Source organism: Mycobacterium colombiense (genome assembly GCF_003284935.1).
Taxonomy (GTDB): domain Bacteria; phylum Actinomycetota; class Actinomycetes; order Mycobacteriales; family Mycobacteriaceae; genus Mycobacterium; species Mycobacterium arosiense_A.
In genome coordinates, this window is sequence record NZ_QMEV01000001.1 from 112,989 (window position 1) to 137,501 (window position 24,513).

A 24,513-nucleotide genomic window follows, 5' to 3' on the forward strand; every position below is an offset into this window, starting at 1 on the left:
TGCGCACCGGGGTCAGACACGGACCAGCGCGCGCAGCTTCTCTAGCCGCGCCGGACCGATGCCCTCGACGTCGGCGAGCTGGTCGACGCTGGTGAATTTGCCGTTGGCCTGCCGCCACGCCACGATCGCGGCGGCGGTGACCGGCCCCACGCCGGGCAATGCGTCGAGCTCCGCAGCGGTCGCGGTATTCAGGTCGACCGCCTGCCCGGGCTTCGCCTTGACCGATCCCGACCCGGGCGCTGGCGCCTTGGAGGTCGGCGTCGTTGCGGTGGCCACCGAACTACCCAGCGCCGCCGGCTGGCCCGGAACGGGAGCGAGGCCGACCACGATCTGTTCGCCGTCCCCGAGCGGACGGGCCATGTTCAGGCCGATCGTGTCGGCGCCGTTCACCGCGCCGCCGGCGGCCTGCAGCGCATCGGCGATGCGCGCCCCCGGCGCCAGGGTCACCAACCCCGGCGTGCGCACCAGGCCGACCACGCTGACCACCACCGGGCGGTCGGGGCTCGCTGATTGCGCGGCACTCGGGCTCGCCGACGACCTGGGGCCGGCCGTCGACACCTTCTCCACCGGTGGCAGCTTGGCCGACATCACCGGCGCAGGCCGGTCGCGCAGCAAGGTGAACACCGTGACCAGCACCGCCAGCGCCGCCACGATCGCCAGCCCGATGGCGCCGGCCCGTCCGGGGTCGGCCCGCACCCGGGCCACCCAGCCCCGATCCCGCGACGCGTCGGGAAGCCACCGCGGTAGCAGCGAGTTCTGGTCGTCGTCCGGGGCATCCCCCGTCGAGCCCGACCCGGCGTCCCCGGACTCGGCGGCGCCATCGGTCTGGGGTTCGGCGTTGAGCCGCCGGTGCAGGCGCTCCGCCGGAAGTTCTGTTCGCATGGGCCGACGGTAGGTCCGCGGACCGTCACAACGGCACCGCGTCACGGCGATCTGTGCATTAACCCGAGGCTGTGCACGATGCCCACGCGGGATGGGTCAAGATGGAAGTCGAGCGAACGACCAGCACCGCCGGAAAACAGCTCTGGGCGCTGCGTCGTCACGGTCACCGAAGAAACGACAGGAGGCTGCCATGCAACTGGCGCTCACGCCCGAGGAAGCCGCGTTCCGCGACGAACTCCGCACCATCTACACGACCAAGATTCCCGAGGAGCTGCGCGAGCGGGTACGCCGCGGCTCGGCCGAGGTGAACCACGACGACATCGTCACCAGCCACAAGATCCTGCACGAGCACGGCCTGGCGGTGCCGAACTGGCCGGTCGAGTGGGGCGGCAAGGACTGGACGCCGACCCAGCATCAGATCTGGGCCGACGAGATGCAGCTGGCGTGCGTCCCCGAGCCGCTGAACTTCAACACCAAGATGGTGGGCCCGGTGATCGCCGAATTCGGTTCGGAGGAGGTCAAACAACGCTTCCTGCCCCCGACGGCCAGCCTCGACATCTGGTGGTGCCAGGGCTTCTCCGAACCCGAGGCGGGCTCGGACCTGGCGTCGCTGCGCACCACTGCGGTGCGCGACGGCGACGACTACGTCGTCAACGGCCAGAAGACCTGGACCACGCTCGGCCAGTACGCGGACTGGATCTTCTGCCTGGTCCGCACCGACCCGCAGGCACCCAAGCGGCAGGCCGGCATCTCCTTCCTGCTCTTCGACATGAAGACGCCGGGCATCACCCTGCGGCCCATCAAGACGATCGACGGCGGCCACGAGATCAACGAGGTCTTCTTCGAGGACGTCCGGGTTCCCGCGAATCAGCTTGTCGGAGAAGAGAATCAGGGCTGGACGTACGCGAAGTTCCTGCTGGGCAACGAGCGCACCGGCATCGCCGGGGTGGGGCGGACCAAGGTGCGCCTCGCCGAGGTGAAGAAACACGCCAAGGCCACCGGGGTGCTCAACGACCCGCTGTTCGCGGCGCGGCTGGCCGAGGCCGAAAACGAGCTGCTGGCACTGGAACTCACCCAGTCGCGAGTCGTCACCGACTCCGCGGACGGGCAGCCCAACCCGGCGTCGTCGGTGCTCAAGCTGCGCGGCAGCCAGTTGCAGCAGGCGGCCACCGAACTGCTCGTCGAGGTGGCCGGGCCGGATGCGCTGCCGGCCAACGGCGAAGACATCGCCTCGCCCGACTGGGCCCAACACAGTGCGCCGCACTACCTCAACTACCGCAAGACGTCGATCTACGGCGGCAGCAGCGAGGTGCAGCGCAACATCATCGCGTCGACGATTCTGGGATTGTGAGGCAGTCATGGACTTTCAGCTGAGCGACGAGCAGGCCCTGCTCCGCGACACCACCCGCGACCTGCTGTCGCGCACCTACGACCCGGAAAGCCGCAACAAGATCATCGGTTCCGATCTCGGCTGGAGCCGCGAGGTCTGGAGTCAGCTCGCCGACACCGGGATCCTCGGCCTCGGCTTCGATCCGGACGAGTCCGGCCAGATCGAGATCATGGTGGTGCTCAACGAGGTCGGGCGCCGGCTCGCCCCCGAACCGGTGCTGCACGCCGCGCTGGGGCCCGGTGCGCTGATCGCCGAGCTGGGCACCGATGCGCAGAAGGAACTGCTCGACGAGGTCGCGGGCGGGCAGCGGCTGCTGGCGTTCGCCCACCTCGAGCCGGGGCAGCGCGATCCGTCCGCCGAGGTGAGCACCAAGGCTGCGCAGCAAGGTGATTCGTGGACCGTGAGCGGTCGCAAGAACCCGGTGCTGGCCGGGGACTCCGCCGACACCTTGGTCGTCAGCGCCGCCCTGCCGAGCGGCGGCACCGGGCTGTTCCTCGTCGATGCGGCGTCGGTGACCAGGCACCCGTTCCGAACCTTCGACGGACAGCGCGGCGCCCAGATCGACCTGGACTCCACGGCCGCCGAGCCCCTCGGCGAGGCGGCGGACGCATCGGGCGCCATCGGCGACGCGATCGTGCGCATCCAGTCGGCCCTGTGCGCCGAAGCGCTGGGCGCGATGGAGGAATCGCTACGCCTGACGACCGATTACCTCAAGACCCGCAAGCAATTCGGCGTCACGCTCAACAAATTCCAGGCGCTCACGCAGCGCGCGGCCGACATGTACGTCTCGCTGGAATTGGCCCGCAGCATGACCCTGTACGCGGCCATGTCGATCGCCGACGGCACCATCGACCCGGTGATCGCCTCGCGCGCCAAGCTGCAGATCGGCCGTTCGGGCCGGCACATCGCGCAGGAGTCGGTCCAGATGCACGGGGGCATCGGGGTGACCGCCGAATACCCGGTCAGCCACTACGCCGCCCGGCTCACCGCGATCGAGCACACGCTGGGCACCTCGGGTGAGCACCTGCACAACCTGATCGACCACCTCGGCGACTACGACCTGGTTCGCCTCTAGCGCATGGCCGAGCTGAGCGAAAAGGTCGTCGAGTTCCTGTCGGCCGGCACCCGTACCGGGATGCTGGGGTATGTCGCCGCCGACGGGAGACCCTTGGTCGCTCCGGTGTGGTTCGTCGTCGACGACGGGCAGCTGGCGTTCAACACCGGTCGCGACACGTCGAAAGGCCGTGCGCTGGCCCGTGATCCGCGAGTGGTGATCTGCGTCGACGATCCTCATCCGCCGTATTCGTTCGTCCAGGTGCAGGGCGTCGCCGCGGTCAGCGAGGATCCTGCCGACGTGCTCGACATCGCGACCCGCACCGGTGGCCGCTACATGGGCGCCGACCGCGCCGACGAATTCGGCCGGCGCAACGCCGTTCCCGGCGAACTAGTGGTGCGGCTGCGTCCGACCAAGGTCATCACCGGATTCGACGTCAGCGCCTGAGCTCATCGCCGCTCCGGCGCGGCAACCGATTCCGCTTCGCCCGCTGGCGGGCCCGGCTCCGAGTCCGCGTCGGGCAGCTGACCCACGAGGTATTCGGCGAGCCCCCCGATGGTCGGATAGTCGAAGACCGCCGTCGCGTTGATGGTGAACTTGCCGCCGAACTGACTGTGCAGCCGGTTGCGGAGCTCGATCGCCATCAACGAATCCGTGCCCAGGTCCAGGAACCGGCTACTCGCCGCCGGCGGCGACGCGAGCCGCAGGAAGTTCTGCACCTCGCGCTGCAGGAACTCCGTCACGAAGCCGGCGCGCTGCGGCACCGGAATCTCCATGAGCTGCTTGAGCAACTCGCTGTCGCCGGTCACCTCCCCGACGGCACTGGGCAAAACCAGGTCGAGGATCGGTGGACGCGAACTGCCCAGCACCTTCGCGGCGCGCTGCCAGTTGGCCTTGAGGACGGTGGCCTGGCCGGTTCCGTTCGCGACGACCTCGGCGAGCGCACCCAGGGCCGCCGATGGTTCCAGCGGAATCAGGCCCTGCGCACTGATGTTGGCGGTCGCGGCCTCCGAGGAGGCCATGCCACCTTGGGCCCAGGGACCGAAGTTGACGCCGGTGGCCGGTAGGCCCCGCGCCCTTCGCTGTGCGACCAGCCCGTCGAGCAGCGCATTGGCGGTGGCGTAGTTGGACTGACCGGGCGAACCGAACAAGCTCGACACCGACGAGGACACGATGAAGAAGTCCAGCTGGTCATCGCGGGTCAGCCTGTCCAGGTGGCATGCGCCGAACGCCTTGGGCGCCAACGTTGTCCGGAACCGTTCCAGGTTCTGCTGGGACAGCAGCGCATCGTCGAGCACGCCTGCCAGATGCACCACACCGGCCAGCGGTGGCAGCTCCGCGCGGATGCGCCCCAGCAGCTCGGCGACCTCGGACTCGTCGCCGACATCGGCGGCGAAGACGTGGATGCGGCACTTGTAGCGCTCGGCGATCTCCTCGATCGACCGTTGCGCGTCCGCGTCCGGCGCCCGCCGGCTGGTCAGCACGAGGTCACCGGCGCCGACTTGGGCCAGATACGACGCCGTGTGCAGACCGATGGCACCGAGCCCCCCGGTGATCAGGTAGCTCCGATCGGGCCGCGGCTGCAGCGGATTCGGTATCTGCACCACGATCTTTCCGATGTGCCGCGCCTGCTGCATGCGGCGGAACGCGGCCCGCGCCTCGGTCAGGGGGTAGATTTCGGCCGGCAGCGGTGTCCATTCGCCGTTGGCCAAGCCCTGCGACACCTCGGTCAGCAAGCTCCGAATGCGTTCGGGCTCGGACAAGGTCACCGTGTCCAGTGCGACGATCTCGTAGGCGATGTCGGGACGGGCCTGCGCCATCTGCTCGGGTGTCCAGATGTCGCGCTTGGCGATCTCGGCGAAGCGGCCGTTCTGGGCCGTCGCCCGCACGGTCGCTTCGAGGTACCCCTCACTGGTCAGGCTGTTGAGTACCACGTCGACGCCGGCGCCGTCGGTGTCGGCGAGGATCTGGTCGGCGAAATCGGTTGTGCGCGAATCGTAGACGTACTGCACACCCAACTCGCGCAGCGTCGCCCGCTTGAAGGTGCTCGCGGTGGCGAAGACGGTGGCACCGCACTGCTGTGCCATCTGGATCGCCGCGAGGCCCACACCACCGCTGGCGGCGTGGATGAGCACGCGGTCGCCGGGCTGCAGGCGCGCCCAGTCGAATGCGAGCCGAACCGTCAGCGCCGCGGCGGGAATGGTGGCCGCCTCGACCGCACTCACTCCGGCTGGGATTGGTGCGAGCAGCTGGGCCGGCACGTTGAACCGGCTGGAGAACGCCCCCTGCATGAAGCCGTAGACGCGCTGGCCGACCTCGAGTCCGGTGACGCCCGCGCCCAATTGGGTGACGACGCCGGCGAAGTCACCGCCGATCGGGCCCGGGTCGCCCGGGTAGAGGCCGAGGACGTTGAGCACATCACGGAAGTTGAGGCCCGAGGCTTCCACCCGGACCTGCACATAGCCCTCGGCCGGGGGTGTCACGTCCACTTCGGTGAGCCGCAGGTTGTCGATCGCGCCGCGTTCGGTGGGCGCCAGGGCGTAGTCGCCCGCCCGCGGCACCGTGAGATGACCGCTGCGTGCCCATGGCAGCAACCGGGATGCCAGCAGCTTCCCTTGTCGCACGGCGAGTTCCGGTTCGTCGATCGCGGTGGCCAACAAGTTGGCTACCGCGTGCACGGCCTCCGGTGATCCGTCGCAGTCGACCAACTTGGCGCGCAGCGCCGGTTCCTCGTTGATCGTGGTGCGCCCGAGGCCCCACAGCGCGGCCTGCACCGGATCGACCGGCTCGCCGGATTCGCATGCCACGGCCCGCTCGGTGACGATCCACAGTCCCCCAGGCAGTTTCACGTCACCGCCCTGCACCGCGTGCACGGCGTCGAGCAGATTGGCGATCTCGCTCTCGAGGCGCGCCGCGGCGTCCGCGCTGGACTCGTTCCCGTTCGGCGCCTTGCTGCGCCACACCACGCCGGAGAACGGGAGCCCCCGCTCGGCGGCCTGAGTCAGCACCCGCCCCAAGGACTCCGGATCAGTGCGGCGATCGAACGGCACGCAGGCCGGCACCTTGGCGGCCAGTTCGTCGAATCCGGCGATCAGCCAGGTACCGCTGGTCTCTCCGGCTTCCTCGCCCGAGGGCGCCGGAACCTCGTGCCAGCCAAGGGTGTACAGCAGCCGGGTGGCATCGCCGCCGAGCCCGCGCAGCAGCGCCTCGCGCGGTGCGCGTTTGACCGTGAACTCACGGATCCCGCCCAACTGACGGCCGTCCCGATCGACGAAATCGAGGTCGAAGACCTGGGTTTCGCTGTTGAGTTCGCTGCTGTGCCACCGCGCACGGCAGTAGAACCGCCGGGGCATCTTCTCCCGCAACATCACCTGCCCGTACCGCAGCGGCAGGAACAGATCGTTGACGCCCTGTTCGGCGGCCAGCAGCGCCGGGAAGGCAGGGAAGGCAACCCCGGTGCACAGGTCCATCAGCACCGGGTGCATCGGCTCGCTGCCGAGCTGTTCCGCGAGTTCCGCACCGACGAGGATGTCGCCGACGGCCTCGCCGTCACCGAGCCACAGCGACTTCAGGGAACCGGACCAGGTCGGCCCCCAGGCCAGCTCCAGGTCGGCGAAGGTCTCGAACAACTCCTGGGGACGCATGCGGTTCAGCCGCTCGAGCTCTTCGTCGAGCGCGTCACCGTCGGACACCGGCTCGTCGGTGACGTCGTCCACACCCGCGACCACGGTGCCTTCAGCGTTCAACGACCACTCGGCGCCGCGTTCCCCGTAGGGGCGGCTGTGCACCTGGAAGGTGGACTCGCGGCCGTCCTGCAGCGGGTGCAAGGTCAGCTGTACCTCGCGAGAACTCTTCTTCGGCAAGATGATCGGTTCGTAGAAGAAGACGTCCTTTGCCCGCGCCGGTGTGCCCACCGCGGCCAACGCCATCGCCGCGTACGTCGCCCCCGGCACGACGACGGTGCCGTAGATGACGTGATCGGATAGCCACGGCTGGGATTTGACCGACAACCTGCTGGTGTAGACGCAGTCACCCGAGGCGAGGTCTTTCGCGCTGCCGAGGATGCCCGAAGACGGGCCCGCACCGCCGGCCACTTCGATCCCGGATGTCTTGGGCCAAAACCGCCGGCGTTGGAACGGATAGGTGGGCAGTTCGATGCTGCGGCCTGGTTGACCATGCAGCGCAGCAAAATCCGGACGATGGCCACCGACGTAGGCCGCGGCCAGCGCGTCGGCCATCTGGCGCCGATCGCCGACGCCCTTGCGCAGCGAGACGATCGCCCGCGGTGCGGTCAGGTGCTCCGGCCAGACCTGCACCGCAGCACCGGTCAGCACCGGTTGCGGGCCCATCTCCATCAACACCGAGCAACCCAGCGCCGCCGCGGTGCGCACGCTTTCGGCGAACTGCACCGGCTGCCGGGAATGGCGCCGCCAGTAGGCCGCGTCGAGCGGGGTCTGGCCCGTGAGCACGGCGCCGGTGCGGTTGCAGATCAGCGGCATCGTCGGGGCGGCGAACTGCAATTGCGCTGCGTAGGACTCGAATTCGTCGAGCACCGGATCCAACAGCTCGGAGTGGAAGGCGTGGCTGGTCTGCAGCCAGGTGCACCGGATCGCCTCGTCACCGAACCTGGCGACGATCTGTTCGAGATCCTCCCCCGGCCCCGACAGCACCGTGTTCGGTCCGTTGTACGCGCCGACCGACACTCGCGGGAATCCGCCGGCGATCTCCTCGACGTGTTTGGCGTCGGCGAACACCGCCACCATCCGCCCGCCGTCGGGCAGGCTGCCGAACATCCGGCCGCGCTCGGCCATCAGCCGGGCGCCGTCCTCGAGACTGAACACCCCGGCCACGCACGCCGCCGCGTATTGGCCGACGCTGTGCCCGAGCACCACATCGGGTTCGATCCCCCACGACTGCCACAGCCGGGCCAGGCCCATCTCGACGGCGAACAGCGCCGGCTGCGCAAACGACGTGTGCCGCAGCCTTTCTCCGGCTTTCCCACCGGTTTCGCGATCGGTGGCGAACAGCACCTCGAGCAAGGGGTGCGGCACGATGTCGCTGACCGCGTCCGCGCACCGCGTCACGGTTTCGGCGAAAACCGGTTCGGTGTCGAACAACTCACGCGCCATTCCCGGGTACTGGCTGCCCTGCCCGGTGAACAACCATGCCGTCATCGGGCGGTGCGTGTGCTCGCCACGGACGACACCGGGCCGCAGGCGATTCTCGGCCAACTCGGCGAGGGCCTCGCGCGCACCCTGGACCGAGTCCACGACGAGCGCGGCGCGGTGTTCGAAGTGCGAACGGCCCGTCCCGGCGGTGAGGCACACGTCGGCGAGGTCCGCATCCGGGTGGGCGGCCAGCCAGGCCTCGTAACGCTGCGCCAAAGCCACCAGCGCTTCGGGTGACCGCGCGGACAGCGCCAGCACCGCGACCTGGCCGGCGTGAGCTTGCGCCGCCGGCCGCGTCGCGGCGTCGTCGGCGGATACGGCGCGCGCCGGCGCCTCCTCCACCACGACGTGCGCGTTGGTTCCGGTGAACCCGAACGAGCTCACGCCCGCGCGCCGCGGTCTGCCGTCGGGCTGCCAGGGCATCGCGTGGTCGACGACCCGCACCGGCAGTGAATCCCACGGAATGTGCGGCGAGGGCTGCTCGAAGTGCAGGCTCGGCGGCAGGACCCCGTGCTGCAGCGACAGCACGACTTTGATCAGACCCGCCGCGCCCGAGGCCGATTCGGTATGACCGATGTTGGTCTTCACCGATCCCATCAGCAGCGGCCGGTCGGCGTCGCGCGAGGCGCCGTAGGCGGCGGCGGCCGCCTGTACCTCGATCGGATCACCCAGCGGGGTGCCCGTCCCGTGCGCCTCGAGGTAATCGACGTCCCCGCCGGCCAGGCCCGCGCGAGCCAGCGCCGTTCCGATAAGTCGTTGCTGCGCACCACCATTGGGCACGGTCAAACCGCTGGACGCCCCATCCTGGTTGACCGCGGTGCTGGCGATGACCGCGCAGATCCGGTCGCCGTCGCGCTCGGCGTCGCTCAACCTCTTCAGTACGAGGACGCCGCAGCCCTCGCTGCGCACGTAACCGTCGGCCGAGGCGTCGAACGTCTTGCATCGTCCCACCGGGGAAAGCATCCGCGCGCGCGAGGCCGCGATGACCGTCACCGGACTCAACAAGACATTCACGCCGCCGGCCAGCGCCATGTCGCAGTCACCGAAGCGCAACGCCTGGCAAGCCTGGTGCACGGCCACCAGCGCCGAACTGCATGCGGTGTCGATCGCCACCGCCGGCCCTTCGAGTCCCAGCGCGAAGGCGACCCGGCCGGAGATGGCGTTGAGCGCATTGCCGGTGATGAAATGCGGTTCGATCTTGTCGATCGACTCCGAGGACAGCAGATGGGCGTACTCGTTGGCCGCCACGCCGGTGAAAACTCCGGTCCGGCTGCCGCGCAAGGCGGCCGGCGAGTATCCGGCGCGTTCCAGGCTCTCCCATACCGTTTCCAGGATCAGCCGTTGTTGCGGCTCGATCCAGACCGCCTCGCGGGGTGAGATGCCGAAGAATTCGGGGTCGAACCCGTCGATCTCGTCGAGGAACCCGCCGAAGCGCGTGTAGGTCTTGCCCGCGGCGTCCGGATCCGGGTCGTAGAACTCGTCGATGTCGAATCGGTCCTCCGGGACCTCCCGGATCGCATCCACACCCCCGGACAGCAGCTGCCAGAACGCTTCCGGGTCGGGCGCGCCGGGGAAGCGGCACGACACCGCGACGATCGCGATCGGTTCGTCCGTGCGCGTCGGCGCCGCTGCCGCCGGCTGGGTTCGTGTTCTCGACGACGCCTGATCGCTGAGCTCGAGTACGTCGCCGAGCAGGTAGTCGGCCACGTCGGATAGCCGTGGGTGATCCATCGCCAGGGTGGCCGGGACCTGCTTACCCACCCCTTGCTCGATGCGCCGACGCAATTCGACCGCCATCAACGAATCCATACCGAGATCGAAAAAGCCCGCATCCTCACGGATTTCGATGGGATCGACGCGGGTCACCTCCGCAACGGCATCACGCAGATAGTCGGTCAGAATTTTCTTGCGCTGCTGCACCGGCGCCCCCGTGAGCTGCTCGACCAACGGGGTCTTTCCGGCCGGTGTCACCGCTGGTACCGCATCGGGGACCTCGCGCTCCAGCTCCGCCAGGAACGCCCGCCTACCCGCTTGCTGGTAGAGCGGCAAGAAGCGGGCCCAGTCGACCCGGGCCACCACCCCGTGGGCGGGGCCCCGCGCCGAAGCGGCCGCCGCCACATCGGAGAGGCCCGCAAGCGCATCGGCCGGTGCCAGCGTGCGGATTCCACGCTGGTCCAGGCGCGCACGGGATTCCGCGTCGGCCATGCCGGCCGACCACGGCCCGAAATTGACGCTGACGCCGAGGATGCCTTGCTCACGCAGGCGCCACGCCAGCCCGTCGAGGAAGGCGTTCGCCGCGCCGTAAGCGCTCTGGCCGAATCCACCCCATACCGAGGCGATCGAGGACGTGCTGAGGAAGAAGTCGAGCTTCAGGTCGGCCGCCGCCTCGCTCAAATGCCATGCGCCCCAAACTTTCCCGGCAAAGACGCGATCGATCTCATCATCCTGCAGGGCGCTCAGGGGGGTGGTGCCGATCTCCCCCGCGGCGTGGACGATGCCGGCCAACGGCGGCAGCTCGGCCTGCACGCCTGCCAGCAGGCGTGCGACGTCGTGCGCATCGGCGACATCGGCGGCCACGACCCGGATTTCGCAGCCGTGCGCCTCACCGAGCGCGTCGATGCGCTGCCGGACGGCATCGGTCGGCGCCCGGCGGCCGGTCAGAACCAGATGCCCGGCGCCGTTCGCGGCCAGGTGCCCGGCGATCTCCAGCCCGACCGCGCCCAGCCCCCCGGTCACCAGATACGTTGCCTCATTGCGCAGTTGCAGCGACGCGCCGCTCGGGCTCTCGGTGCGCCGGACCAACCGGGGAACGTAGACCGCCTGATCACGCAACGCGAGCTGGTCTTCTTTGACCGCCGGGTCGTCTGTGCCGATCCGGTCGATGAGCCGAGACCATTCGCCGGCGGTCCCCGCTGACAAGTCCGCGAGCCCACCCCAAACCTGCGGCAGCTCCAGCGATGCGGCCCGACTGAATCCCCATAAGCTGCTCTGCTGCGGCGCAACGGAATCCGTATCGGTGACGCGCTGCGCGCCGCGCGTGACCACCCAGATGGGGCTGCGCAGCTCGGCGGCGGCCGCGGCCCGAAACAGCCGCCGCGTTCCGCCGAGGATCCGGTGTTGCATGCGCAGCAGCGAGCGCATCGATGGCGTGGTCCCGGCATCCAGGCCCGCGGCATGCACGATGCGTAGCGTCGAATCCTGCGCGGCGGTGCGCAGCACGCCCGCCAGCCGTTCCTCGTCCGCGTCGGACACCGGCAGGCCGGTGACCTCGAATCGGTGGTTGCGAGCGGTCAGCGCGTCGATCAGCGGCTGAATCGGGTCGGTTTCGTCGGCGACGACGATCCAGCGCGCTTCCCCGCCCACGTCCGCCGGGGAAAGCTCGGCGGTCGATGTGTCCCAGCGGATCTCGTAGCGGTCATTCTCGATGGACCTGGTGCTGCGCTGTTGATTGTGTTGCGCGGCAAGCTTGGTGAGCACCTGCAAGGTCTGATGATCGTCGCTGCCACCGTCGAGCATGGTCGCGAGTTCCTCGATCCGGCCGTCCTCGAGAAGGCGGACCGCCTCGGTGCGCGGTCCACCGACGTCGCGCCGTTGGTCGGTGCGCTCGCGATCCTGGAACCAGTACTGACGGCGCTCGAAGGGATAGGTGGGCAAGTCGAGCTTGCGCGCGTGGGCCTGCCCGAAGGCGGCGAAGTCGGGCAGGTGGCCCGCGACATACGCATCGGCGAGCGCTTCGGTGATCTGGCGGTGGTCGGCGGCGTTGCGGCGCAGCGACGCGATCGCCCGCGGTGCGGTCGCCGGGTCGGGCCACGCGCTCAGCGCCGAGGCGGTAAGCACCGGTCGCGGGCCGATCTCGAGCAACACCTTGCAGCTCAGCTCCGCAAGGGTGCGCACGCTCTTGGCGAATTCGACCGGCTGGCGCGCGTGCCGGCGCCAGTAAGCGCCGTCGAGCTTCACGCTGCGGCCGAGCGCGGCGCCGGTGCGGTTGTCGATCAGTATTCGTTGCGGCGCTGTGAACTCGAACCGCCCCGCATACGATTCGAATTCGTCGAGAATCGGGTCCAGCAGCGCCGAGTGGAAGGCGTGGCTGGTGTCCAGCCAGTCGCACCGGACACCGTCGGCCGACACCGCGGCCACCGCCCGCTCCAAGTCCGTTGCGGGCCCCGACAGTACCGTGTTGGCGCCGTTGTAGGCGGCCACCGACAGGCTCGGGTAGTCGTCGGTGAGCCGCTCGACCCGCTCGGCGGCGGTGAACACCGCGACCATCCGGCCACCGGAAGGCAGGCTGCCGAACAGGCGACCCCGTTCGGCCATCAGCAAGGCGCCGTCTTCGAGACTGAACACGCCCGCCACGCAGGCCGCCGAATACTGGCCAACGCTGTGGCCCAACACCACGTCGGGCTCAAATCCCCACGACTGCCATAGCCGGGCCAGGCCCATCTCCACCGCGAACAGCGCGGGTTGCGCGTAGGAGGTTTGCTGCAGCGCCCCTTCGGCGTCCGGGCCGTCCGCGTCGAAAACGACGTCCAGCAACGGCCTTTCGAGAACGTCTGCGACCGCGGCGGCGCAACGGTTCAGCGTCTCGGCGAACACCGGCTCGGTGTCGAACAACTCGCGGGCCATGCCGGGATATTGGCTGCCCTGACCGGTGAACAGCCACGCCGTCTTCGGTGGCTCATGGGATTCTCCGCGGAACAACCCCGGCGCTGGGCGGTCTTCCGCGAGGGCGCCGAGTAGCTCCATTGCAGATTCTCGCGAGTTGACCACCAGCGCGGCCCGCTGCTCCAGGTGAGCCCGGCCCGCCCCGGCGGTGAAACACACGTCGGCGAGGGTGGCTTCCGGGTGCGCGCCCAGCCAGCTGCGGTAGTCGGCCGCGAGCTGTGCCAGCGCGGCGGGCGTGCGCGCCGAAAGCGGGAGGATGCTGAACCGGCGGTTGCCGGAATGCTCGACCGGAAGCGGTGCAGGGGAAACCCGTTCCGTTTGCTCGGGCGCTTCGGAGAGGATGACGTGAGCGTTGGTGCCGGCGAATCCAAACGAGCTGACTCCGGCGATCCGCGGCTCTCCGTTGCGTTCCCAGGCCGTGGCCTGCTCGACAACCTGCACCGCAAGCCGGTCCCACGGGATGTGGGGCGAGGGGTTCTGGAAGTGAAGGTGTTGCGGCAGCAGCTCGTTCTCGAGCGACAGGATGACCTTGATGACCCCGGCGATGCCCGCGGCCGCTTCCAGGTGACCGATGTTCGTCTTCACCGAGCCCATCAGCAGCGGCCGGCCGGGGTCGCGACCGGCGCCGAGCACCGCACCCGCGGCCTGAGCTTCGATGGGGTCACCCAGCGAGGTCCCGGTGCCGTGCGCTTCCAGGTAGCCGACGTCACGGGGTTCGAGGTCGGCCCGCTTGAGCGCATCGGCGATAACCCTTTGCTGGGCAACGCCGTTGGGCACGGTCAAGCCGCCCGAAGCGCCGTCCTGGTTGATCGCGCTGCCGCGGATCACGGCGCGGATCCGGTCGCCGTCGCGGATCGCGTCCTCGAGGCGCTTGATCACGATGACACCGCAGCCCTCGCCGCGCACGTAGCCGTCCGCGGCAGCGTCGAATGTCTTGCATCGCCCGTCGGGGGCGAGCATGTGCGCGCTGGAGAACGTGATCATGGTCGCCGGGGTGAGCAGGACGTTCGCACCGCCGGCCAGCGCCAGGTCGCATTCCCCCAGGCGCAGCGCCTGGCAGGCCTGATGGATGGCCACCAGTGACGAGCTGCACGCCGTGTCGACGGCGACGGCCGGACCCTGCAGCCCCAGCCGATAGCTGATCCGGCCGGCCGCCGCGGCGTTCGATGTCCCGATGGCCAGGTAGGCCTCGATTTCGGGGTAGGTCAGCGCGTCGGATGCCATTCCCAGGTAGTCGTGCGTGGCCAAACCGACGAAGACACCGGTATTGCTGTCCGCCAAATCGGTTGGCGCAGTGCCTGAATGCTCCACCGCGCGCCATGCCGTTTCCAGCAAGATGCGGTGCTGCGGGTCCATCAACCTGACCTCGCGGGTCGACATGCCGAAGAACGGCGCGTCGAATCCCGTGACGTCGTCGACGAAACCGGCACGACGGGTGACGACCTTGCCGGGCGCGCCCGGTTCCGGGTCGAAGAATTCGTCGACGTCCCAGCGGTCCTGCGGCACTTCGGATATCGCGTCGCGCCCGTGCCGCAACACATCCCAGAACTCATCGGCGTCGGCGGCTCCCGGGAATCGAGCCGCGTAACCGATGATCGCAAAACCCGATGCCGGCTCTCCCGGACCTTCGACGGATGCCATGCGCTTGTCCTCTCTTGGCCGGTCACGATCGATCCCCACGGGAGGCCGGTTGCGCCCGGAGAATCGTTTCCTGAGGCCGGCACTGCCACCGCAGCGCCCGCACCGCGCAACGACGGCCGGTGCGGCCGCCGCCCTGCGTCCCGTCCGGCCGTTCGATCGCTACAACGGCCCGCCGGATCCGTGAGCGAGTGTAGGCGGTGGCCGCGCACGCCTGCGACGGCGATCACCCCGAGGGTTTATCTTGGTCTCGCCGCCAGGGTGGCCGTGGTCGTTTGAACCGAGGAGGACGAAGTTTTGCGCATCGGGAAGATTACGATCGGCGCACTCGGCGACTGGAAGCTCACCCCGGGATCGGTCATTTCCTGGCATCCGACGGCCGCGGCGGCCGAAAAGGTCCGACAGGCGCCGGTCAGCTCGGTGCCGGTCAGCTACATGCAGAGCCAACATCTCCGCAATTACTGTGAACGGACCGCCGCGGGGCTGAATTTCTCCCGGCAGATCATCGCCACCTGTGAAGTGCCCGGGAAGTGCGACGTTGCCGCCATGAACCACGCCGTCAACGCGTATCTGCGTCGGCACGACACATTCCGCAGCTGGTTCGAGCACACCGGCGACGGAGAGTTCGTCAGGCACACCTTCAGCGATCCCGCCGATATCGAGTTCGCTCCGATCGAGCAGGGCGAGATGACGGCCGACGAAATACACGCTCACGTCGTGGCCATTCCGAATCCGCTGAAGTGGGGCTGCTTTACCTTCGGGATCATTCAAAGCGAAAGTCACTTCACCTTCTTCGCCGCCATGGATCACGTCCACGGTGACGCCACCTTGATCGGCACCACGATGATGGAGGCCAACGGCATGTACACGGCGTTGAGCGGCGGCGGTGAGGCCCTCGCTCTTCCCGATGCCGGCAGCTTCGATGACTTCTGCACCCGCGAACGCGAATTCACGTCAGCGCTGACCGTGGATTCCCCGGAGGTGCGCGCGTGGATTGACTTCGCCGAGAACAACGATGGCGGCTTTCCCGAGTTCCCGCTCCCGCTCGGTGACCCGCGGGAGTCTCATAGCAGCGACATGACCTCCCAACTGCTGATGGACGCGGCGCAGACGGAACGGTTCGAATCGGCCTGCGCGGCGGTCGGTGCGCGCTTCGTCGGTGGCCTGTTCGCCTGCCTTGCCTTGGTGGAGCACGAATTCACGGGTGCCCTCACCTACCACGGGCTCACTCCCAGGGATTCCCGCAAAGCCACGGACAATTTCATGACGCAGGGCTGGTTCACGGGTCTGATCCCCATCACCGTGCCCATAGCCGCCGCCTCGTTCGGCGAAGCCGCGTGGGCGGCGCAGGCGTCCTTCGATTCGAATCTGGACATGGCGAAGGTTCCCTATTACCGCGTGATGGAACTAGCGCCGTGGTTGCGCTGGCCGCAACCGAACTTTCCGGTGTCGAATTTCTTTCATGGCGGCGCCGCTCCGCTCAATGCCATTCTCGCCGCGGCCGACCTGGGACTCGCGAACAACATCGGAATTTATCCCGACGGCCGCTATTCCTACCAACTGACTATTTACATATTCCGGTATGGGGAAGGCACGTTCATGGCGATCATGCATCCGGACAACCCGGTCGCCCGCAAATCGGTGGTCCGCTACATGGAAGCTATGAAGTCGGTCTGCGTGCGGGTCGCCGGCAGCGGGAGCTGGGGACGCGTCGCGTAGCGTGGAGCACTTCGATGGCTCGTGAGGCGAATGTGCATGGTGTGACCGGGCTCGGGCGAACGCGGCCGAGAGTCCCCGGCGGGCACACCCGACGGCGCCGAACGGGGATGAGGGCGATATGCGGCGGCTAGCCGATTTCGTGGTGCGCTGGCCCTGGGCGGTAGTGGGGATCTGGATCGCGATTGCGGTCGCGCTACCTCTGAGCTTCCCGTCACTGGGTGAGATGGCCGAGAAGCATCCGCTGGCGATCCTGCCCAGCGACGCGCCGTCGAGCGTCACCGCCCGCAAGATGACCGAAGCGTTTCACGAATCGGGGTCGGAGAACCTGTTGTTGGTCGTGTTGACCGACGACAAGGGGCTCGGCCCGGCCGACGAAGCCACCTACGGCAAACTCGTGGACGCGCTGCGCTGCGACACGCGAGATGTGTTGATGCTGCAGGACTTCGCCAGCACGCCGGCGTTGCGCTCCGTCGTCACCAGCAAGGATCACAAGGCGTGGGTGCTGCCGGTCGGCGTTGCGGGCGAGTTGGGCACCCCCCGCTCGTACGCCGCCTTCAACCGGATCGGCGACATCGTCAAGCAGGCTCTCGCCGGCACAGCGCTGACGGCGAACCTCACCGGCCCGGCGGCGACCGTCGCTGACCTCACGGCCGCGGGCGCTCGGGATCGCCTCCCGATCGAGCTGGCGATCGCGGTCATGGTGCTCATCGTCCTGCTGGTGATCTACCGCAGCGCGGTCACCATGCTGCTGCCGTTGCTGACCATCGGGATATCCCTGGTGATCGCGCAGGCGGTGGTAGCGGGCTACTCCCAACTGACCGGGTCGGGCGTCTCGAACCAGGCCGTCGTGTTCTTGAGCGCCATCATGGCCGGAGCCGGAACGGATTACGCGGTCTTTCTCATCAGCCGCTATCACGACTACCTGCGGTCGGGTGCGACTTCCGACCAGGCGGTCAGGCGCGCGATGTTCTCGATCGGAAAGGTGATCGCCGCATCCGCCGCCACCGTCGGGGTCACGTTCCTGCTGATCAGCTTCGCCCGAATGGGTGTGTTCAAAACGGTCGGGGCGTCGTCGGCGATCGGGATCGGTGTGGCGTTCCTCGCCGCGTTGACGTTGCTGCCGGCGATTCTGGTGCTTGCGGGGCGGCGCGGCTTGGTCAAGCCGCGGCGCGAGCTGACCGCCCGATTCTGGCGGCGTTCCGGCATCCGCATCGTGCGACGCCCGAGGGTCAACCTGGTCGCCAGCGTGCTCGTGTTGATCGTCCTGGCCAGCTGCGCCGGCCTGGTGCGTTACAACTACGACGACCGCAAGGCGCTGCGGCCTTCCGCGCCGAGCTCCATCGGATACACCGCGCTGGAGCGGCACTTCCCGGTCAACCAGTCCATCCCGCAGTACATCCTGGTCCAGTCCCCGCGCGACCTGCGCACGCCCAAGGCACTCGCGGACTTGGAGCAAATGGCGGACCGGGTCAGTCAACTGCCGAATGTGGCTGCGGTCAGCGGCATTACGCGCCCCACCGGCAACGTGCCGGAACAATTCCGAGCCACCTACCAGGCGGGCGCTATCGGCACGCTGCTGGCCGGCGGGTCCACCCTGATCAAAGACCACACCAACGACCTGAATCGCCTGGTAGACGGGGCCGGCACGTTGGCCGACAACCTCGGCGACATGCGGGGCCAGGTGATTCAGCTCGCCGCCGGCGTCCAGGAGCTCGAGACCGCGTTCTCGTCGACGAAGAACCAGTACACCGGCGATGCGCTGGTGAAAGAGGTCGATCTCGCGGCCCAGCTCGTGGACCACGTCAACGCGCTCAGCAACGCCATGGGCTGGAATTTCTCGGCGGCCAAGAACATGTTCGCCTGGATCGGCCCGGTGCTGGGGGCGCTGCAGGGGAACCCCCGATGCGACGTCGACCCGTCGTGCAGCGCCACCCGCGGGACATTCGAGCAACTCGTCGGCTCGCGCGACCAAGCAGACCTCGACGCGATCAATGACTTGGCTCACCAACTGCAGGAATACCCGGACAAGCACGCGCTGAAAGCGTCGTCAGACCGCCTGCGCGCCGCGTTGGCAAAGCTCACCAACGTGCTGCATTCGCTGGGCATGGACAAACCCGGTGGCCTGCAATCGAACCTGAACACCTTGCAAGACGGCGCAAACCGGTTCGCCGGTGGCAGCCGCCAAATCGCCGACGCGGTGGCTCAGGTCGTCGACCAGGTCAAGCAGCTCGGCAGCGGCCTCAACGAGTCGGCGGCGTTTCTGCTGTCGCTGAAACGCGACGCGGCGCAAACCTCGATGGCCGGATTCAACATCCCGCCCCAGCTCCTGCACCTGGCGGAGTTCCAGAAGGCCGCCAAGGCATTCATCTCGCCGGACGGTCACTCGGTGCGGTACCTGGTTCAGACGAAACTCAATCCGTTCAGCACCGACGCCATGGATCAGGTCAACGCGATCGAAGCGGCCGCGCGGGGTGCCCAGCCGAATACCGCACTGGCGGACGCGACGGTGTCGATGGCCGGGTACACCGTGGCCCTCAAGGACACGCGCGACTACTACCAGCACGACATCCGGTTCATCATCGCCGTAACCCTCTTGGTCGTGCTGGTGACCCTGGTCGCGCTGCTGCGTGCGATCGTTGCCCCGCTGTATCTCGTTGCCTCCGTGGTCATTTCGTATTTGTCCGCGGTGGGAATCGGGGTGCTGGTAATCCAGTACCTGCTGGGGCAGCAATTACATTGGAGTGTGCCCCCGCTGGCGTTCGTGGTGCTGGTCGCGGTGGGAGCCGACTACAACATGCTGCTCGTCTCGCGGATGCGGGAGGAGTCGCCGCACAGCATGCGGTACGGCATCATCCGGACCCTGGGTTCGACGGGCGGCGTGATCACGGCGGCGGGTCTGATCTTTGCCGCCTCGATGTGCGGCCTGTTGTTTTCCAGCATCAGCACCGTGGTCCAGGGCGGTTTCGTGATCGGGGTGGGAATTTTGCTGGACACCTTCTTGGTGCGCACCATCACGGTTCCCGCGATCGCCGCCCTGGTCGGACGCGCGAATTGGTGGCCCTCCCGAGCGGCCGCGCCGGCGGGCGGGCGGCTCGCGGCCTCGCCGCTACCCCAGGGACGCGCCGAGCCGCAGCCCGGTTAGCACCCGCAGGGGATGTGTGTGAGACTACGAGGCGAATTCGAGCGGTCAGGAGTAGGGATGAAGAAGCTGCTCGCAGGAGTTACGACGCTGGTAACCGTAGCTGCCACAGGCTGTTTCGGCGTCAACACCGCGACGGCTGACGACGCGCCGATCGGCGGTCCGCCGACCCCGGGGGCACCGGGCGACCAGACGGCGTTCGCCCTCGGCGGCGCTCACGTTGCGGGCATCCCCTACGACGAATACATCCGTCAGGAAGGCGCCCAATGGTTCCCCGGCCAGAAGCGCCAGATCGTTCCCTACCCCGCGGGCCAGATCCAGGGGCACGTCCTCGAGCGACTCTTCCCGGGCATCGGCAAGCTCGATGAGCAGTTCCCGGGCCTGGGTGTGGACGGCCCCAGCATCGGCGAGTCGGTCGTCGAGGGCATAGACAACCTCGATGCGGCGGTCCGCACCGGCCGCCCGGGCACGGCGATCGGCTTGTCCGAGGGCGGGTTCGTGGTCGACGGCGAACAGGCCCGGCTGGCGACTGACCCGGCCGCTCCCCCGCCGGACAAGCTGAACTTCGCCACGTTCGGCGACCCGATCGGGCATCACGCCTTCGGCCAGAGCTTTCTGACCGCCATGTTCCCGGTCGGCAGCGTCGTTCCCGCGCTCGACTACACCATGCCACCGCAGTACGAAAGTCAATACGACACAAACAGATTCGTGGCCGCCTACGATTTGATCGCCGACTTCCCCGACCGGCCCGACAACATGTTCGCTCTGGCGAACACGCTGCTGGGCCTGGCCACCGGCCACACGGCGGTGGCCTTCACCAACCCGAGCATGGTGCCCCCGCAGAACATCAGGACGACGATCAACTCGAGGGGCGCCAAAGACACGACGATCATGGTCCCCGAAAAGCACCTGCCGCTCGTCATGCCGCTGAAATACATCGGGATCGACGAAGGCACGCTGGACAAGCTCGACGCGATCCTGATTCCCCGGGTGAATGCGGGCTACTCGCGCAACGACGACCCGGCGACCGCGCCGGTCCAGGTGGACCCGGTGCACGGCTTCGACCCCGCGGAAGTCATCGCGCCGGTCAACCAGGCCGCACTGGGCAGCGGCGACCCGCTGTCACAGCTCGTCAGCGGCGCCACGTCCGCGCTGTCCCAGGGCACCGGCTAGACGACGCGCCTATGTCTGGATCATCGATTCTCGCCATGCTGCACGGGCGTGCCAGCCTGCGGCCCAACGATGTGGCATACACGTTCACCGATTACCAGGAGGACTGGGAGGGCATCCGCCAGACCCTCACGTGGGCACAAATATCCCGCCGAACCTTCAACGTGGCGGGCGACCTCGGCCAGCACGGGTCGGTCGGCGACAGGGCGGTGATCCTGGCGCCGCAGGGTCTTGACTACATCACGGCGTTCCTCGGGTCGATGCAGGCCGGGCTCATCGCCGTTCCGCTTCCGCTGCCGCACCGCGGCTCCAGCGACGAGCGGGTGAGTGCGGTCCTCGCCGACACGTCGCCGTCGGTCATCCTCACGACGTCCGCGGTCGCCGAAGATGTCGCCGAGTACGTCGACCGGGCGCGCTTGGACGATGTCCCGAAGATCGTCGAAATCGATTCGATGAATCTGGACGCCGATCGCGGAACCACAGTGCTTGCAACCGATTTGCCTGACGTCGCGTATCTGCAATACAGCTCCGGTTCGACCCGGACCCCGACGGGTGTGATGATTTCGCACCGCAATCTGCAGGTGAATTTCGAGCAGCTGATGCGCAGCTTCTTCGCCGACTCCCACACGAAAGCCCCGTCGGACACCACGATCGTTTCGTGGCTGCCCTTCTATCACGACATGGGTTTGGTGCTGGGGGTCTGCGCGCCGATCCTGGGCGGCTGGCGGGGCGAGCTGACGAGTCCCGTTGCGTTCCTGGAACGGCCGGCCCGATGGATGCGATCCCTGGCCGCGAATACGTCTTCATGGTCGGCGGCCCCCAACTTCGCCTTCGACCTGGCCGCCCGCAAGACGGGTGACCGCGATCTGGCCGGACTCGACCTCGGCGGTGTGCTGGGCATCATCAGCGGTGCCGAACGCGTCGAGCCGGCCACCCTGAGTCGCTTCGTTGATCGGTTTGCGCACTTCAACTTTCGGGACAACATGATGCGCCCGTCGTACGGGTTGGCGGAGGCCACTGTCTTCGTAGCCAGTGGCACCTGGAGTGACTCGTCGACGGTTCACTTCGATATCGACGAGCTGTCCGCGGGCCGCGCCGTGCCCTGCGCGGCCGGGACCGGCTCGTCGCTGGTGAAGTACGAACTGCCGCACTCGCCGGCGCTGCGAATCGTCGACGGCGACACCGGCCGCGAGTGCCCGCCGGGGGTGGTCGGCGAGATCTGGGTACGCGGCGCCAACGTGGCCGAGGGCTACTGGCGCAAGCCTCCGGCAGAACAGCGCTGCTTCGGCGCGACGCTCATCGAGCCGTCGCCGGGTACCCCGGACGGGCCGTGGCTGAAGACCGGTGACCTGGGTTTCGTCCACGACGGCGGGCTGTTCATCGTCGGCCGTATCAAGGATCTGCTGATCATCCGCGGACGCAATCACCATCCCGAGGACATCGAGGCGACGGTCCAAGAGATCACCGGCGGCCGGGTCGCGGCGATATCGGTTCCGGTGAACAGCACCGAGAAGCTGGTCACCGTCATCGAGTTCAAGAAGCGGGGCGATTCCACCGAGGCGGCCATGCACGCGCTGACCTGCGTCAAACGCGATGTCACCTCGGCGATTTCCAATGCGCACGGCGTGAATGTGGGAGACCTCGTGCTGGTACCGCCCGGCTCGATTCCCACCACCACCAGCGGCAAGATCCGCCGCGCCGCCTGTGTCGAGCAGTACCGCCGGCAGCAGTTCGCCCGGTTGGACGCCTGAGCCGGGGTACGGGCGCACTCCACGATGCCGATGTTGGTCACCGTCCTGGTGATGGCCCTCGCCGTCAGCGTCGAACCCTTCCGCGTCGGCATGACCGTGCTCATGCTGAACAGGCCGCGACCGGCGCTGCAACTGCTCGCGTTCCTGTCCGGCGGTTTCGCCATGGGAACGGCGGTGGGTCTGGTTGTCTTGTTCGCCTTCCGACGCGCCATGGGCGGCTCGAACTACTTCGCGCTGCCCACGGTGCAGATTCTGGTCGGCCTGCTGGCGCTGACCGTCGCCGCGGTCGTGGCCGCCAATCTCCCCGCGCGGTTGGGTGTGCGCCCGACAGGACTGCCGTCGCCGATCCGACGATTGCTGAGCCGGCATTCGCTGACGGTTGCCGGCATCGCCGGTCTCGGCATCGCCTTGCCGTCGGTCGACTACCTGGCCGCGCTGGCCGTCATCCTGGCGTCCGGGGCGACGGCCCTGACGCAAGTGGTCGTGCTGTTGATGTTCAACGCCGTGGCCTTCGCGCTGATCGAGATTCCACTGCTGGCCCACCTGCTGGCGCCCCAGGCAACCGCCGCGTGGGTGGCGGCGCTGCACGGCTGGATCCGTTCGCGCCGACGCGTCGACGTCGCGCTCCTGCTGGCCGCCGCCGGCTGCGCTTTCCTCGCCGTCGGCGCGGCCGGGCTTTGAAACCCTTCGTCAAATGCCGCGTCACCGCTGAGGCAATAATGAGTCCAATCCGACCGGCAAAGGAGCCGCGATGAGCAAGGCAAGCACCGACCGTCCGCTGCGTGTGATCCAGTGGACGACCGGCAACATCGGTCGGCGTTCGCTGCACGCCATCATCGGACGACCCGACCTGGAACTGGCCGGGGTGTACGCGCATGGCGCCGACAAGGTCGGCGTCGACGCCGCCGACCTGGCGGGCTGGCCGGAGCCGACCGGGGTGCGCGCGACCAACGACATCGACGCGCTGCTGGCCCTGGGCGCCGACGCGTGTTGCTATAACCCGTTGTGGCCCAACATCGATGAGTTGGTGCGGCTGCTGGAATCGGGAGTCAACGTGTGCACCAGCGCCGCGTGGATCACCGGCGGAAAACAGACCCCGCAGGACCGCAAACGCATCGAAGATGCTTGCCGGAAAGGCAATTCGACGATCTTCGGCAGCGGCGCGCACCCGGGCATGACGAACATGGTGGGCATGGTGCTGTCCGCCTCGTGCGAGCGAGTCGACGAGATCCGAATCACCGAGTCGGTGGATTGCTCGACCTACGAATCGGCGGAAACCCAGACGGCCATGGGCTTCTCGCAGGATCCCGACACCCCGGGGCTGGCGGAGAACGTCCGGCGCGAAAGCGAGGTCTTCGCGGAATCGGCGGCGATGATGGCCGACGCGATCGGGGCGAAGCTGGACAGGATGACCTTCGACGTCACCTTCACCGCGGCCACCGACGACTCCGATCTGGGCTTCATGAAAATCCCCGCCGGAACGGTCGGCAGCGTGTACGGCTACCACCGCGGCTGGGTCGGCGATCGCAACGTTGTCAGCGTCGGATTCAACTGGACGATGGGCAGGCACGTCGTCCCGCCCAAGCCCCTCGAGCACGGGCACGTCATCCAGGTGTTCGGGCTGCCCAACATGCGGACCGTGCTGCACTGCCTGCCACCCAAGGACTGGACCGAGCCCGGGTTCATGGGACTGGGAATGATCTACACCGCGATGCCGGTTACCAACGCCGTCCCGGCGGTGGTCGCCGCCGAGCCCGGGATCGTGACCCTGGCGGATCTGCCCCCGGTCACCGGGCGAGCAGCCCGCTGACGGGTATGCCGTTCGCCACAAGTGGCGCCCCGGGAGGAACGCTTGCGTCCACTAAGGTTACTATCCCTAACTGAGCAAAAGTTCCGTTGACAGTGGTGTCGTCGCGACGGTTGGTGAGCTTTGCGGAAGG

General features: G+C 68.0%; 11 protein-coding genes. 9 read left to right on the forward strand and 2 right to left on the reverse strand.

The features are described 5' to 3' along the window. Window positions 1-12 precede the first annotated feature (12 nt). Window positions 13-882 (reverse strand): ComEA family DNA-binding protein, encoded by an 870-nt coding sequence (locus tag DQP57_RS00625; protein WP_112630734.1) that lies wholly within the window; start codon window positions 880-882, stop codon window positions 13-15. Between the two features lie 190 nt (window positions 883-1,072). Here DQP57_RS00625 and DQP57_RS00630 point away from each other — a divergent pair, with 190 nt between their 5' ends. From DQP57_RS00630 to DQP57_RS00640, 3 genes are read left to right on the forward strand one after another with little or no spacing between them, the layout of a single operon-like run. Beyond that, window positions 1,073-2,233 carry an acyl-CoA dehydrogenase family protein gene (locus tag DQP57_RS00630; protein ID WP_112630736.1) on the forward strand — a complete coding sequence of 387 codons (1,161 nt, stop codon included), beginning with the start codon at window positions 1,073-1,075 and terminating at the stop codon, window positions 2,231-2,233. Between the two features lie 7 nt (window positions 2,234-2,240). Further along, on the forward strand, window positions 2,241-3,347 hold the full coding sequence (locus DQP57_RS00635) for an acyl-CoA dehydrogenase family protein (RefSeq protein ID WP_112630738.1): 1,107 nt from the start codon (window positions 2,241-2,243) through the stop codon (window positions 3,345-3,347). 3 nt (window positions 3,348-3,350) lie between these two features. Then, entirely contained in the window at window positions 3,351-3,773 is a 423-nt protein-coding gene (locus DQP57_RS00640; RefSeq protein WP_112630740.1) for a PPOX class F420-dependent oxidoreductase, read from the forward strand. A 2-nt stretch (window positions 3,774-3,775) separates the two neighbouring features. Here the strand turns inward: DQP57_RS00640 and DQP57_RS00645 are convergent, their stop codons facing one another. Continuing rightward, window positions 3,776-14,797, reverse strand: coding sequence for a type I polyketide synthase (locus DQP57_RS00645; RefSeq protein ID WP_112630742.1), 11,022 nt, complete (start codon window positions 14,795-14,797; stop codon window positions 3,776-3,778). Between the two features lie 294 nt (window positions 14,798-15,091). Here DQP57_RS00645 and DQP57_RS00655 point away from each other — a divergent pair, with 294 nt between their 5' ends. The 6 genes from DQP57_RS00655 to DQP57_RS00680 all read left to right on the forward strand — a co-directional run bounded on the left by DQP57_RS00655 (window position 15,092) and on the right by DQP57_RS00680 (window position 24,383). Then, complete coding sequence (locus DQP57_RS00655) at window positions 15,092-16,513, forward strand: condensation domain-containing protein (protein ID WP_112630744.1); 1,422 nt, start codon at window positions 15,092-15,094, stop codon at window positions 16,511-16,513. 118 nt (window positions 16,514-16,631) lie between these two features. Beyond that, window positions 16,632-19,655 carry an RND family transporter gene (locus DQP57_RS00660; protein ID WP_112630746.1) on the forward strand — a complete coding sequence of 1,008 codons (3,024 nt, stop codon included), beginning with the start codon at window positions 16,632-16,634 and terminating at the stop codon, window positions 19,653-19,655. Between the two features lie 57 nt (window positions 19,656-19,712). Beyond that, the gene (gene pe / locus DQP57_RS00665; protein ID WP_112630748.1) at window positions 19,713-20,825 is read left to right on the forward strand and encodes an acyltransferase PE; all 1,113 of its coding nucleotides are present in this window, start codon (window positions 19,713-19,715) and stop codon (window positions 20,823-20,825) included. An 11-nt stretch (window positions 20,826-20,836) separates the two neighbouring features. Further along, window positions 20,837-22,573, forward strand: a complete 1,737-nt coding sequence (locus DQP57_RS00670) for an AMP-binding protein (RefSeq protein ID WP_112630750.1) — start codon at window positions 20,837-20,839, stop codon at window positions 22,571-22,573. A gap of 30 nt (window positions 22,574-22,603) precedes the next feature. Continuing rightward, entirely contained in the window at window positions 22,604-23,254 is a 651-nt protein-coding gene (locus tag DQP57_RS00675; RefSeq protein WP_112630880.1) for a GAP family protein, read from the forward strand. 70 nt (window positions 23,255-23,324) lie between these two features. Further along, complete coding sequence (locus tag DQP57_RS00680) at window positions 23,325-24,383, forward strand: NAD(P)H-dependent amine dehydrogenase family protein (RefSeq protein ID WP_112630752.1); 1,059 nt, start codon at window positions 23,325-23,327, stop codon at window positions 24,381-24,383. Window positions 24,384-24,513 lie beyond the last annotated feature (130 nt).

Excerpts from the sequence above, each read along its gene's own strand:
- DQP57_RS00625 (WP_112630734.1), bottom strand. The coding sequence starts at position 882 with ATGCGAACAGAACTTCCGGCGGAGCGCCTGCACCGGCGGCTCAACGCC.
- DQP57_RS00630 (WP_112630736.1), top strand. The coding sequence starts at position 1,073 with ATGCAACTGGCGCTCACGCCCGAGGAAGCCGCGTTCCGCGACGAACTC.
- DQP57_RS00635 (WP_112630738.1), top strand. The coding sequence starts at position 2,241 with ATGGACTTTCAGCTGAGCGACGAGCAGGCCCTGCTCCGCGACACCACC.
- DQP57_RS00640 (WP_112630740.1), top strand. The coding sequence starts at position 3,351 with ATGGCCGAGCTGAGCGAAAAGGTCGTCGAGTTCCTGTCGGCCGGCACC.
- DQP57_RS00645 (WP_112630742.1), bottom strand. The coding sequence starts at position 14,797 with ATGGCATCCGTCGAAGGTCCGGGAGAGCCGGCATCGGGTTTTGCGATC.
- DQP57_RS00660 (WP_112630746.1), top strand. The coding sequence starts at position 16,632 with ATGCGGCGGCTAGCCGATTTCGTGGTGCGCTGGCCCTGGGCGGTAGTG.
- pe (WP_112630748.1), top strand. The coding sequence starts at position 19,713 with ATGAAGAAGCTGCTCGCAGGAGTTACGACGCTGGTAACCGTAGCTGCC.
- DQP57_RS00670 (WP_112630750.1), top strand. The coding sequence starts at position 20,837 with ATGTCTGGATCATCGATTCTCGCCATGCTGCACGGGCGTGCCAGCCTG.
- DQP57_RS00675 (WP_112630880.1), top strand. The coding sequence starts at position 22,604 with ATGTTGGTCACCGTCCTGGTGATGGCCCTCGCCGTCAGCGTCGAACCC.
- DQP57_RS00680 (WP_112630752.1), top strand. The coding sequence starts at position 23,325 with ATGAGCAAGGCAAGCACCGACCGTCCGCTGCGTGTGATCCAGTGGACG.